The sequence below is a fragment of the Streptococcus sp. LMAG:39 genome (genome assembly GCF_008680485.1).
Lineage (GTDB): Bacteria > Bacillota > Bacilli > Lactobacillales > Streptococcaceae > Streptococcus > Streptococcus pasteurianus.
The window spans coordinates 992,015-1,005,613 of sequence record NZ_NALE01000001.1; the positions used below are offsets into that span (position 1 = coordinate 992,015).

11 protein-coding genes, 1 other RNA gene and 4 pseudogenes are annotated in these 13,599 nt (G+C 38.1%); 6 read left to right on the plus strand and 10 right to left on the minus strand.

The window, feature by feature from the left end; genetic code table 11:
* Positions 1–32 precede the first annotated feature (32 nt).
* From radA to CCC20_RS04890, 4 genes are all read right to left on the minus strand, one after another.
* Positions 33–1,394, minus strand: coding sequence for a DNA repair protein RadA (gene radA, locus CCC20_RS04875; protein WP_287180422.1), 1,362 nt, complete (start codon positions 1,392–1,394; stop codon positions 33–35).
* Positions 1,395–1,438: 44 nt separating this feature from the next.
* On the minus strand, positions 1,439–1,885 hold the full coding sequence (locus CCC20_RS04880) for a dUTP diphosphatase (RefSeq protein ID WP_058692550.1): 447 nt from the start codon (positions 1,883–1,885) through the stop codon (positions 1,439–1,441).
* A 26-nt stretch (positions 1,886–1,911) separates the two neighbouring features.
* Positions 1,912–2,679 (minus strand): epoxyqueuosine reductase QueH, encoded by a 768-nt coding sequence (locus tag CCC20_RS04885; RefSeq protein WP_003066703.1) that lies wholly within the window; start codon positions 2,677–2,679, stop codon positions 1,912–1,914.
* Positions 2,680–3,899: 1,220 nt separating this feature from the next.
* Positions 3,900–4,103 (minus strand): cold-shock protein, encoded by a 204-nt coding sequence (locus CCC20_RS04890; protein ID WP_003066706.1) that lies wholly within the window; start codon positions 4,101–4,103, stop codon positions 3,900–3,902.
* A gap of 716 nt (positions 4,104–4,819) precedes the next feature.
* On the opposite strand from CCC20_RS04890, the pseudogene CCC20_RS04895 reads away from it, so the two are divergent.
* From CCC20_RS04895 to CCC20_RS04920, 6 genes and pseudogenes are all read left to right on the plus strand, one after another.
* Positions 4,820–4,936: pseudogene (locus tag CCC20_RS04895) on the plus strand (integrase); the annotation flags it as partial.
* 96 nt (positions 4,937–5,032) lie between these two features.
* Positions 5,033–5,275: pseudogene (locus CCC20_RS04900) on the plus strand (tyrosine-type recombinase/integrase); the annotation flags it as partial.
* Positions 5,276–5,492: 217 nt separating this feature from the next.
* Positions 5,493–6,509: an NAD(P)H-dependent glycerol-3-phosphate dehydrogenase gene (locus CCC20_RS04905; protein WP_003066713.1), complete on the plus strand. Its 1,017-nt coding sequence runs from the start codon at positions 5,493–5,495 to the stop codon at positions 6,507–6,509.
* Between the two features lie 59 nt (positions 6,510–6,568).
* Positions 6,569–7,483, plus strand: coding sequence for a UTP--glucose-1-phosphate uridylyltransferase GalU (gene galU / locus CCC20_RS04910; protein ID WP_013852294.1), 915 nt, complete (start codon positions 6,569–6,571; stop codon positions 7,481–7,483).
* 73 nt (positions 7,484–7,556) lie between these two features.
* Positions 7,557–7,936: pseudogene (locus CCC20_RS04915) on the plus strand (transposase); the annotation flags it as partial.
* A 3-nt stretch (positions 7,937–7,939) separates the two neighbouring features.
* Positions 7,940–8,118, plus strand: a pseudogene (locus CCC20_RS04920) (IS3 family transposase); the annotation flags it as partial.
* A gap of 49 nt (positions 8,119–8,167) precedes the next feature.
* Here the strand turns inward: CCC20_RS04920 and CCC20_RS04925 are convergent.
* The 6 genes from CCC20_RS04925 to ffs form a co-directional block, all read right to left on the minus strand.
* Complete coding sequence (locus tag CCC20_RS04925; protein ID WP_117567448.1) at positions 8,168–8,839, minus strand: rhomboid family intramembrane serine protease; 672 nt, start codon at positions 8,837–8,839, stop codon at positions 8,168–8,170.
* Positions 8,836–9,363, minus strand: a complete 528-nt coding sequence (locus tag CCC20_RS04930) for a 5-formyltetrahydrofolate cyclo-ligase (RefSeq protein ID WP_003066720.1) — start codon at positions 9,361–9,363, stop codon at positions 8,836–8,838. Before CCC20_RS04930 ends, CCC20_RS04925 begins: the two co-directional genes overlap by 4 nt.
* A gap of 286 nt (positions 9,364–9,649) precedes the next feature.
* On the minus strand, positions 9,650–10,780 hold the full coding sequence (locus CCC20_RS04935; RefSeq protein WP_041974266.1) for an N-acetyldiaminopimelate deacetylase: 1,131 nt from the start codon (positions 10,778–10,780) through the stop codon (positions 9,650–9,652).
* Between the two features lie 58 nt (positions 10,781–10,838).
* Positions 10,839–11,537: a 2,3,4,5-tetrahydropyridine-2,6-dicarboxylate N-acetyltransferase gene (gene dapD, locus CCC20_RS04940; protein WP_003066724.1), complete on the minus strand. Its 699-nt coding sequence runs from the start codon at positions 11,535–11,537 to the stop codon at positions 10,839–10,841.
* Positions 11,538–11,827: 290 nt separating this feature from the next.
* Positions 11,828–13,177 (minus strand): glucose-6-phosphate isomerase, encoded by a 1,350-nt coding sequence (locus tag CCC20_RS04945; RefSeq protein WP_003066726.1) that lies wholly within the window; start codon positions 13,175–13,177, stop codon positions 11,828–11,830.
* 320 nt (positions 13,178–13,497) lie between these two features.
* Positions 13,498–13,583, minus strand: an RNA gene (gene ffs, locus CCC20_RS04950) — signal recognition particle sRNA small type.
* Positions 13,584–13,599 lie beyond the last annotated feature (16 nt).

The following is a 13,599-nucleotide window of genomic DNA, read 5'->3' on the forward strand; positions in this document are numbered from 1 at the left end:
TGCCACCCACTACAGTTGACAAAGAGCCCTTTTTACACAAAAACTTTTTTGAGAACTTCGCCCACAGTTGTCACACCAATGACTTGAATATTGTCTGGAATATCAATACCTGACAGTGAGTTTTTAGGAGCATAAACTTTGGTAAAACCAAGTTTTGCTGCTTCGTTGATACGTTGCTCAATACGTGTCACACGACGAATTTCGCCTGTCAAACCAATTTCACCGATGAAGGCTTCCTGTGGATTTGTTGGCTTTTCTTTATAGCTTGACGCAATGGCTACCGCTACTGCCAAATCAATCGCTGGCTCATCAAGTTTAACACCACCAGCCGATTTCAAATAAGCATCTTGATTTTGCAATAAAAGTCCACAACGTTTTTCAAGCACCGCCATAATAAGGCTAACACGGTTAAAATCCAGTCCTGTCGTGGTGCGTTTGGCATTTCCAAAGACTGTCGGCGTTACCAAAGCTTGGACTTCCGCCAAAATTGGACGGCTACCTTCCATGGTAACCACGATAGCTGACCCCGTTGCACCGTCCAAACGTTCTTCTAAGAAAACTTGGCTCGGATTAAGCACTTCAACAAGACCACCAGATTGCATTTCAAAAATGCCAATTTCGTTAGTTGAACCAAAACGATTTTTCACAGCACGTAAAATACGGAAGGTGTGATGACGTTCCCCTTCAAAATAAAGCACCGTATCCACCATATGCTCAAGCATGCGCGGTCCTGCAAGCTGCCCTTCCTTAGTCACGTGACCAACGATAAAGGTTGCAATATTATTTGTCTTAGCCAGTTGCATCAACTCTGCAGTCACTTCACGTACTTGTGATACCGACCCTTGAACCCCAGAAATATCAGGGCTCATAATTGTCTGAATCGAGTCAATAATCAAGAAATCAGGCTGAATTTGCTCAATCTGTGCGCGAATGGCTTGCATATTCGTTTCAGCATAAAGGTAAAATTCATTGTCAATGTCGCCAAGACGCTCACTACGTAGTTTAATCTGCTCTGCTGATTCTTCCCCAGAAACGTAAAGAACCGTTCCCTTATCTGCAAGTTGAATAGATACTTGCAAAAGAAGCGTTGATTTTCCAATACCTGGGTCACCACCGATAAGCACCAAACTACCTGGCACCACACCGCCACCAAGCACGCGGTTAAATTCATCCATGCTAGTCTTGGTGCGTGAATAATGAATCGAGCTAACATCCTTTAACTTAGTCGGTTTGCTTTTTTCACCCGTCAAACTAACACGCGCATTTTTGACTTCTTGCACCTCAACTTCTTCAACAAAAGACGTCCAAGACGAACAATTCGGACAACGTCCCAAATATTTCGGAGAATGATAGCCACACTCCTGACAAATAAATGTTGTTTTTTTCTTAGCGATAGCCCATTACCTCCTTTGCATTTTCAAATTGTTTTGCTGTACTCTTATTTCCCAGTTGACCCAAATCCGCCCGTACGAACGCCGTCTGCTTCGTCACCGTCAGCAAGCAAGAAAGGCATGAAAACACCTTGAACAATGCGTTCGCCAGCTTCGACCACAACAGTCTCATTAGTGATATTTTTCATTTGTGCAAAAATGTGACCTTCATTAGCAGGATTGCCATAATAATCACCGTCAATGACACCTACCGAATTAATCAAAACCAAGCCTTTTTTACGCGGATTTGAAGAACGGTCAAAAAGATAAAGCACCTCACCAGCTTGCATGTAAGCTTTGACACCAGTTGGCACTAATTTAATCTCACCAGCTGCAATTTCTGTTGTTTCCGCAGCTTTCAAATCATAGCCTGCAGCGTGTGCTGTTTCTCGCTTTGGTAGCAATGTTTCATCAGTAAATTGTGAAACCAATTCAAATCCTCTGATTTTACTCATTTTGTCTCCTTAATTATTTATTCGTATTAGATTTCTTTTCCTTCGAAGGTAAAGCGGATGTGTGGAAATTCTTTTTCGCCGTCTTTTCCGACCATAAATGCTTTGGCTTCTTTTTTGATTTGGGTGAAGTCAACACCTTGCATTTTAGCAGCAAAAACACAACCACAGTAACATTGACGATAGATGTCATATTCCTCGCACATTTCTACTGAACGGCGGTAGCCATTATTTTTCTTGAAATCACTTGGTAGATACTTGGTTGCATAAACTTTTTGGACTTCGATTCCCACGCTATTAATAACCTGTGAACTTTTGTGCGGACTAATGGTCAAGGCACTAGCAAAATAATCAAAGCCAAGCTCAACAGCCATTTTTGCTGCCTTATCTAAACGGTAATCAAAGCAAACACGGCAACGCTCGCCACCCTCAGGTTCCTCCTCAAAACCATGAACTTTTTGAAAATACTCCGACGGGTCGTAAGGCGCTTCAATAAATTGAACGTTATTGCCTGTTTTTTCATTAAAATCCGATACAAATTTTTGAACAACATAAGCTCTACGGTAATATTCTTCCTTGGGATGAATGTTTGAGTTGGCAAAATAAACCGTCAAATCAGCATATTGCGTCAAATATTCCAAAGTATAAGTTGAACAAGGTGCGCAGCAAACATGAACAAGAATACGTGGTCGAGTCTCTTCTTGCATCCACCGTTTTGCCATTTGTTGCATGACACGGTCATAGTTGATTTTCTGATTGGGATTCATTTTGGATAAAATCTCTTCTAAATCAATCACAACTTATTTCTTCCTTTCATAGTAACGTCATTTCATTATACCACAAGTTATTTTTCAAAAATATAGGAACACAACCTTATGCATTTTTATCATTGGGGTATATAAAAGAGGGAATAAATTTAATAAGTTCAGCAAGCAAGGAACCAGCACCCAAAAGCTGCTTTTGTTAGTTTGGCTGTGGTATAACATAGTTGTTCTTGATAATCTATTTGATAATTTTTTAAATACTGATAAACTAGGTCTGTTCATGTGTTAAACTTTCTGAACCTAGGTCTTTGCAACTGGCAAAACTCTTTCTCTTGAAAAAATTTTATTCGGTGTTAGAATATAAAAGTAGATAGTTAAAAGACTCAGTCTTTTCACTTATCCATTTTTTTGAGTTTCATTTGTCACCGATACCGTCCAAAAAGGGGGTATCTTTCTTTTGCTCCTAGACACATTCTACAAGCGTTAAATCAAACCTAAATGCTGGTTTGATATAATTTCCATATTCTGCCCTTTCATGATACCATGCATCTATTGGCACAAGCCAAAACAAATATAGAAATGCTTATGATATAATAAGGTTAACATATTTTAAGAACTTTGTGTGGCATGGCTTTCTCTTTCAGATTGTGGGTTATCCATGGTCTTTTTTGATACCTAAAAAGCGCCCCAATAATGGAGCGCCTGCGGTCAAGGAATTGTAACTATATGAAAAAGTTTATTTAGAGTTTAAAGGTTTTGGCTTTTCAACGATAAAAGAACAAACTGACCGCATACAAGCAAGGGAGTATACAAAAATATATGGATGTTTTTTATATTGCAAAGGAAAATCCTCCTGCCTGCTCTTCCATTCTACTACTTCCATTACAAATTGACAACATCTAAAACCTTAACAAATTTAATTGCTAGCTAATTAACAAATAGCATAACAACAAAACTTAATGCAAGTTATGTCCCCTTTAAAAATCTGAGAATTAGTCTGCAATATAAGCAAACACCTTGTTGTAACTCTCCTTGGTACATACATGGAGAAGGAGTATTTAAAAAACACATCACCCTAAAACGTCATACAGTACATTTTATGGGCTAATAGTGACATGCTAGAAAAATCAAAAAGGGAAATTACTCACGAAAGAAGGTGGCGTTGTTTATTTTGAACGGTATATGCCCCGTTCAAAATTAAGTGAGGTATTCCCAAATAAAAAAGAAGCTATCAAAATAGCTCCTCCTAAACGTTAAGAAATTTTAATAATATTGACTGCTTGAAGTCCGCGTTTTCCTTGTTCAACGTCAAACTGAACTTTCTGACCATCCTCTAAAGATTTAAAACCGTTAGATTTAATTTCAGAAAAATGTGCGAACACATCAGCTCCATTTTCTTGAGAGATAAAGCCAAAACCTTTATCCGTATTAAACCATTTTACTGTACCTTGTACCATTGAGTTACCTCTTTTTTATATAAATTTGTAAAAATATTCAAGAGGAAAAACAAAAGATACCACTTATTACTTAAACTCCAAATCTTATTTACACTCATTACTCTAACAGTAAAGTCACTATAAGTCAAGACTAAACTCTCATTTACCAAATTATAGAGAACCATTGAGTGATATATTTTAAATCTGCTTAGCTATTTCTTGAAGTGCTTTTCGTTTTAATCGGAACAAAGTTCTGTCAGCTACTTCGAAGAAGTCTTAAATTTCCCTATCTAATTTTTTAATATTTTTATCTTTTTATCATAAGCCATAAAAAACCACATTTCTTACAATTCACTAGTTCTATTATATCACGAATTAGTAATATAAGCGTGGTTATATTGTATAACGGAAGATAGTGTTTATTTTTTAGTATTTGCCACGTTTTTTAAATACAGGGTGCTACCGTTTACCTTTTGTAATTCTCTTTTTTTACACTTTTCAAGTCGTAGCCCTTCCTTAATAAATTTCTAAACCTTTAGCTTCTGCTAACGTTATTTTATTGGGGCCGACAGCGATGTTTATTTCACCAGTGTTCTGCCAACAGTGTGTGTAGGATTTTATAGGATTTTTGAAAAGGTTGGATTTAAAATCCAAGTATTTCTAACCTGTTTTCCCAACAATTCATATAAACCTAAAACCTTTTTAATAATGGCTTACCTACTGTAGAAAGTTTTACCATGAATATCAAAGAAGTTATTAAAAAAGACGGTGCTAAAGTGTACTGCTCAAATGTTTATTTGGGAGTAGATAGCATTACAGGAAAGAAAGCACAAACAAGCGTAACAGCACGGACTATAACTACTTGGATACGCTAAACAAATCAAAATATTATAATCTATTTGACGTTGTGTTTTCTGTATTTCCTCACGATCACCCTTATTATGGCACTTTTAAAGAACAGACTAAAATGGCATTTAAAGCACGCTGCTGTACCGTACATAGGCTTTCACGGTCTATGACACACTCACGCTACTATTATGCTAAATGCTGGTATACAGCCAAAAGATTTACAATATAGGCTAGAACATAGCAATATCAGCATGACACTTAACACGTATGTTCATGTCACAAAAGAAGGTGCTAAAAATTCAGCTAGTTTCTTTGAGTATGCTATTAATGCTTTTGGGGAATAATAAAGGAAGTATAAATTACATTAGACAAGCCATAAATCATTGATATTATAAGGCTTATCGTCATTTAGGTTATTTTTCAAAAATATAATCTAAACTTCCGGAAATTTCCCCTTATCACAAATAATTCCCCAATTACCTTTCCAATAAACAAAGACAAACAAGGGCTCTTGTGATATAATGGGGAGTGAAATCTTACTCGTTTGAGAGAGGAGAAAAAATGACAAGACAAAAAGTTGCTGTCTTAGGGCCTGGTTCATGGGGAACGGCTCTTGCGCAAGTATTAAATGATAACGGACATGACGTTTGTCTTTGGGGAAATGTCCCAGATCAAATCGAAGAATTAAATACCAAGCATACAAACACTCGCTACTTTAAAGATATTATAATTTCTGAAAATATCAAAGCGACACTCGACTTAAAAGAGGCACTCACAGACGTTGACGCTATTTTATTTGTTGTACCGACTAAAGTAACACGTTTGGTCGCAAAACAAGTAGCTGAAACACTTGACCACAAAGCTGTTATTATGCACGCTTCTAAAGGACTTGAACCTGGAACACACGAACGCCTTTCTACTATCTTAGAGGAAGAAATTCCTGCTGAATTGCGTTCTGAAATCGTTGTTGTCTCTGGACCAAGCCATGCTGAAGAAACAATTGTTCGCGATATTACATTGATTACAGCCGCTTCAAAAGACCAAGACGCCGCTAAATACGTCCAAGAACTCTTTAGCAACAATTATTTCCGACTTTACACTAATACTGATGTTGTTGGTGTTGAAACAGCTGGGGCTCTTAAAAATATCATTGCTGTTGGTGCTGGTGCCCTTCACGGACTTGGATACGGTGATAATGCCAAAGCAGCTGTTATCACACGTGGACTTGCCGAAATTACTCGTCTTGGGGTAAAAATGGGAGCTAATCCACTCACTTATAGCGGACTTTCTGGTGTTGGTGACCTTATCGTGACAGGAACATCTGTTCACTCTCGTAACTGGCGAGCTGGTGATGCACTTGGACGTGGTGAAAAACTCGAAAACATCGAAAAAAATATGGGTATGGTTATCGAGGGTATCTCAACCACTAAAGTTGCTTATGAACTTGCTAAAGAGTTAGGTGTTTACATGCCAATTACTAGCGCTATCTATAAAGTGATTTATGAAGGCGGCGACGTCCGTGAAAGTATCTTAGGTATGATGTCAAATGATTTCCGTTCTGAAAATGAATGGCACTAATATTAGAATTGTAGTATAATTTCGTCCAGTATAGTTAATTTATGAAAAGGAGTTCTCATATGAGAAAAGTTAGAAAAGCCGTCATTCCCGCTGCTGGTCTTGGAACACGCTTCTTGCCAGCAACTAAAGCACTCGCTAAAGAGATGCTTCCAATTGTTGATAAACCAACCATTCAATTTATCGTCGAAGAAGCCTTGAAATCAGGTATCGAAGACATTTTGGTTGTTACTGGGAAATCAAAACGTTCAATCGAAGACCACTTCGATTCAAATTTTGAATTAGAATACAATTTGGAACATAAAGGGAAAACTGACCTTCTCAAACTTGTGAATGATACAACAGCTATCAATCTTCACTTTATCCGCCAAAGTCATCCACGCGGATTGGGAGATGCTGTTCTGCAAGCCAAAGCTTTTGTTGGTAATGAACCTTTTGTCGTTATGCTTGGTGACGACCTTATGGACATCAATAATAACAACGCTGTGCCATTGACAAAACAACTTATCAATGACTACGAAACTACACATGCATCAACTATCGCTGTTATGCCTGTACCACACGAAGAAGTATCATCTTACGGTGTTATTGCTCCTCAAGGAGAAGGCATTGACGGACTTTATAGCGTTGAAACATTTGTTGAAAAACCAGCCCCTGAAGATGCACCAAGTGACCTTGCAATCATCGGCCGTTATCTTCTTACTCCAGAAATCTTCAATATCCTTGAAACACAAGAACCTGGAGCTGGTAATGAAATTCAATTGACAGATGCTATTGATACCCTTAACAAAACGCAACGTGTTTTCGCCCGCCAATTTAACGGTGACCGCTATGATGTCGGTGACAAATTTGGCTTTATGAAAACTTCTATTGACTATGCCCTTCAACACCCTCAAATCAAAGATAGCATGAAACAATATCTTATCGATTTAGGTAAAGAATTAGAAGCTGATTCAAAAAGAGAAGAAACTAAATAAAATCCCCCCCTTAAAACTTTGACCTGCACCCCGATCGTTAGACACGACATCTAACGATCGGAGTGCTTTTTGTATGACATTAAGTTACGAAGACAAGGTTCAACTCTATAAGTTGAGACAAAATGGAGAATCAATTAAATCCTTATAACAAAAGTTTAGTATTTTGTTAAGTCTCATATTAAATATATTCTCCGACTGATTGATCGGTAGGGAATAGGTATCGTCAAGAAAAGGAAAAATATCTATTACTCTCCAGACTTAAAGCAGGAAATGATTGCTAAAGTTTTGTTTAAAGGTCAATCCCAAAAGCAACTAGCTCTTGATTATGCCTTACTCAATTATAGTCAGCTGGCAAAGTGGCTGGCACAATATAAGAAAAATGGGGATACTATTGTTGAGAAAACTAGAGGGAGCCCACCAAAGATGGGGCGAAAACCAAAGAAAACTTGGGAATAGATGGAATCTTTCTTTGGCATTCTAAAGTCCGAAATGTTTTATACGGGAAGTCTTATCAGTCTCTTGATGCGTTTGAGAAAGCCATTACAGACTATATTTTTTACTATAACAATAAACGAATCAAGACAAAACGAAAAGGATTCAGCCCTATGCAATATAGAACTAAATCCTTTCAATAATTAATTGTCCAACTTTTAGGGACCAGTACAGTTGTCTAAGTGAGGATTTTTATAACAACGCAGCCAAAATCAAAATAAGATTTAAAACGACATACGAACCTGCCGCAAGCCAACGTTGCCAAGGTTTAAACATATCTTTTTCTACAATTGTTGGTAAAAAGATAGCACATAAAATACCACCAACAAGACCGCCAATATGTCCGATAATCCCAACACCTGGGGTGAATAAATTAAAAAGTAAATTAATCAAAATCAACAATTGGTAATTGCGCCCCAATTCTTTCAAAAAAGGATTTCTACCAAAATAGCCAACTACCATAATAGCTGCAAAGACACCAAATAGCGATGTTGAAGCACCTGCTGCAAGCACATTTGGCGTAAAGAAAAGGGTAAAGGCATTTCCAACCACTCCTGATAGCACATAAAGCGCTAAAAATTTATGATGCCCCCAAATCTGCTCTGCAATTTGCCCAACAAAATAAAGCGTTAAGGCATTAAAGAAAAAATGTTCCCAACCAATATGAACAAAAATTGGTGTCACTAAGCGCCACAATTGTGTCGGGACTAGGCTAACATAAGCACCATACATGCCACCAAAATTAAGAATCGCTTGCCCAGAGGTCGCATTGCCAAAATAAACAATCTGCATTGCCAAAAAGACAAGTATTGTTAAAACCAGTAAAAATATCGTTATTGGATTTCTTTTAATTTCATTTTTCATCTACTAAAAACCTCCTTCACAGCCATATCATGACAATCTGCCTGAAACTCTACTTTCTGAAACTCATAAATCGTGCTAACGGTATGTCCGTCATAATCAGCTAAATAACGGTCATAGTAACCGCCGCCATATCCGATACGAAAACCAGCCGGATTGAATCCTACGCCTGGGACATGAATGACATCAATTTGCGACTTATCCACAGCATTAGCTACCGCTGGCTCCCACAGACCAAACCTTGTTTTCACCAAATTATCCTTATCGTAAGGGCAAAAAATCATTTTTCCTTTGGAATAAGTCTTGGGAACAAGAATTTTTTTCCCATCTTTTTGGGCTTGATTGATTAACAATTGCGTATCGTATTCAAAATCAAAAGCTAAATACGTTGCGATTGTTTGCGCATTTTGATAAGCTGCTGACGCGACTAAATCTTCTAACAAAGCCTTATCTTTAGTAGCTTTCTCCGCCTTGTCATGCTCTTTTAACTGAGTCAGAATAGCTGCTCTTAACTGTGATTTTTCCATGCTATTATGATAACACAAAACTGGATTTTTACTTAGCAAAAATCTTAAAATTTATTTTAAGGTTTCTTTAAGATTTTTCCGATAAAATATAAATATCCTAAATAGCGGTTCTCCCAAACCGCTGGGAATAAACTCTTTTGGGATTTATTCCCTTTTCATAAATCTCCTGGACATGATTGATAAAATCATGTCCTTCCCTTTTAAAGTCGCTAACTCCCAATGGCGACTTTTTTTGTTCCCTAAAAAAGAACTCGAGAATGAAACACTCAAATTCTTTTAGCTATCACTACTTTGCTTTTTCTTTAAGAAAGGCTGAAATTTCACTAACCGCAAATGGTAAGGCAGCTTCATTTGGACTCATTTGTGGGTGATGAAGCGCATAAGGCGTATCAACACCAAGCCAAAACATCACACCGGGAATTTTATTTAAAAGATAACCAAAATCTTCTCCAGTCATCGCAGGCGGGCAATCAATCAAATTAACAGCCTCTCGATTTCGGAAAAACACCATTAAGTCTTGTGCCAACTCTGGATTATTTTCCACAGGCAAATAGCCTCCTTGCTTCAAATGGACATCAACTTCCATGTCAAAGCTGGCAGCAACGCCTTTGGCAATTTCCGTTAAACGTTTTTGAATATGCAAGCTCATATCCTGCGTCAATGTTCGAATGGTACCATGCAAACGCGCTGTCTCGGCAATGACATTGTTAGTTGTTCCAGCATGGAAAGAACCAAAAGTCACCACACCACCTTGAATTGGGTCAACATTACGGCTAACAATTGTCTGTACTTGCGTGACAAAATACGAAGCAGCAACCAAAGCATCATTTGCTTCATGTGGAAAAGCAGCATGTCCTCCTTTTCCTTTAAAAGTCACCAACACTTCGCAAGTTCCTGCAAACAATGTTGAGGTATTGGTCGCAATATCACCAACCTTGAAATCAGGGCGAACATGAAGTCCATAAAATTCATCTGGTTTCCAATCACCAAAGGCATTATCTTGATACATGAGCATGCCGCCTGCTTCATTTTCCTCTGCTGGTTGGAAAAGAAAGAGTAAATTATTTTTGGGCTGTACTTGCACCAATTCATTAAGTAAACCAAGCGCAACGGTCATGTGCATGTCATGCCCGCAAGCGTGCATACGCCCCTCATGCTGGCTAGCAAACGCCAACCCAGTTTCTTCTACAATAGGCAAAGCATCAATATCTGTTCGCCAACCAATCGTCTTTTCAGGAGCTGAGCCATTTAAAAAGACAAGAATCCCAGTTCGCCAAGTACGTTGCTCTACAAAACCTTTTCCAGCCGTAATTTCTGCAATACGCTCCAAAAGATAAGCTTGTGTTTTAAATTCTTCCAAACCAATTTCAGGAATCTGGTGCAAATCACGGCGGATATTAACTAAATCTAAAGTCATATTTTTTCCTTTATTTTTTAAAAGCTTGAGAGAAGTTCTCAAGCCTTTACTTCCTTTATTACAAATTACGCAAAGCGTCTTCGAGTGCTGTTTTTTGTTGTGTTTTGGCATCAATTTCTTTGATGACACGCGCTGGAACACCTGCTACAACAACATTTTCAGGGACATCTTTGGTAACAATAGCTCCCGCAGCAACAACAGAACCATTACCGACTTGAACCCCTTCGATAACGACCGCATTAGCACCGACAAGGACGTTGTCTCCGATACGCACAGGGTCAGCTGAAGCTGGTTCAATTACACCTGCAAGAACGGCACCTGCACCGATATGGCTATTTTTACCAACAATGGCACGACCACCAAGAACAGCACCCATGTCAATCATTGTTCCTGCACCGATTTCAGCACCAATATTAATCACAGCTCCCATCATAACAACCGCATTGTCTTCGATTGTCACTTGGTCACGAATGATAGCCCCCGGTTCGATACGAGCGTTAATACGGCGTTTATCAAGCAATGGCACAGCTGAATTACGACCATCTTGTTCAACAATATAATCTTTATTTTCAGTCAAGTTTGCTAAAAGTGGCTCAATGTCTTTCCAATCACCAAAAAGCACATTACCAAGCTTAATGACACTTTCTGGAACAGCTGCTGCTAATTCACCTTCAAATGTCACTTTAACATTTGTTTTTTTCTCAGCATTTCCGATAAATGCGATAATTTCTTGAGCAGTCATTTTTTGTGCAGTCATATTTAAGATACCCAGAGCGTTGAAGCGGCTCACAGAGCCTTTCAATCGAGAAAAAGTAAAGCAGAACATCTACTACTAACCAATTTTCCCTTTTAGCTCAGATACAGTTATTCAAAACTCCCCTTGCTAAACACTCAAATCCTTCTAATTCAAATTTTATTATATAATTTACTATTATAACAAATATTCAGAAAATTTGGAAAGAAATTTGGTTATTTATTCACCCCGAATAATTTTTTCACGCAAAAAAGCTCCCTTACGGAAGCTTTTTTATCTATGTTAATGATGAATTAAAGACGTGCGTTCAATTCTTCTGACAAGTCTTCAAATCCTGGTTTACCAAGAAGAGCAAACATGTTTTTCTTGTATGCTTCTACACCTGGTTGGTTGAATGGGTTAACAGCGTTAAGGTAACCTGAAAGACCGATAGCCAACTCGAAGAAGTAGATTGTGTAACCAAGAGTGAATTCATCTTGTTGAGGAAGTGTCAAGAACATGTTAGGAACACCACCGTCAGTGTGAGCAAGAAGAACACCGTCAGTTGCTTTTTTGTTTACGAAGTCAACGTCTTTACCTTGAAGGTATCCAAGACCGTCAAGGTCTTCTGACAATTCAGGGATAACAACGTTTTTACGTGGTTTGTCAATACGAACAACTGTTTCGAAGATGTTACGGTAACCTTCTTGGATAAATTGACCAAGTGAGTGAAGGTCAGTTGAGAAGTTAGCAGATGTTGGGTAGATACCTTTTTGGTGTTTACCTTCTGATTCACCAGCTAATTGTTTCCACCATTCGCCAAAGTATTGAAGTGATGGTTCGTAGTTAGCCAAGATTTCAGTGATGTAACCTTTACGGTAAAGAATGTTACGAATAGCAGCGTATTGATAAGCGATGTTTTCTGAAATTTCAGCAGAAGTCAATTCTTGACGTGCAGCGTTAGCACCAGTCATAAGAGCTTCGATGTCGATACCAGCGGCAGCGATTGGAAGAAGACCTACAGCAGTCAATACTGAGAAACGTCCACCAACGTTATCTGGAACAACAAATGTTTCCCAATCGTTAGCAACAGCTTCAACTTTAACAGCACCTTTAGCTTTATCAGTTGTAGCGTAGATACGTTTGTTAGCTTCTTCTTGACCGTATTTTTCAATCAAAAGTTCTTTAAAGACACGGAAAGCAATAGCTGGTTCAGTTGTTGTGCCAGATTTAGAGATAACGTTTACTGAGAACTCTTTATCTTTAACGTATTCCACTAATTCTGCAAGGTAAGTTGACGAAATTGAGTTACCAGCGTAAAGGATTTGTGGACCTTTACGGTCTGCAGATGCTTGAAGGTTATAGAAGTGGTTGCTCAAGAAGTCGATAGCCGCACGAGCTCCAAGGTAAGAACCACCGATACCGATAACAACAAGAACTTCGCTGTCTGATTGGATTTTTGCAGCAGCTTTTTGGATACGCGCAAATTCTTCTTTGTCGTAGTTTTCAGGAAGGTCTAACCAACCAAGGAAGTCAGAACCTGGACCTGTACCTTTGCGCAAGTATTCGTCAGCAGCGTTGACTTGTGGTTGCATGAAGTCGATTTCTTCTTGTTCGACGAATTGACCCAAAAGTTTTGAATAATCAAATTTAATATGTGTCATTACAATACTCCTCAAAAAATTAAATTTCTCTTCTATATTACTCTTTTATGCATGATTTTTCAATGATTTTTACTAAATTATCTCATTTAAACAAAGCGTTTACCAAGTTGCTGAAAACTTTCATGGAACAACCATTTTGTGATGAAAATTTCATAGATTTTTACAGTTATAACCACGTCACAACACAGATGACACTTGATTTATCTAAACGATTAAACACAATTAAAATATTTTAATTCCTGCCCCTTTTCGCCCCTTTTAGTCTCTTAAATAAAAAATAACCCTCTGAAACGATTGATTTCAAAGGGTTTTAGTTTTATATACAAAAAGAGCACACACCTACAATCGCTTAGGGCTGCTGGATTCCTCCCCTGACCCACTTCACGCGCAGATGTTGCTCCGAAGAATATTATATCATAATT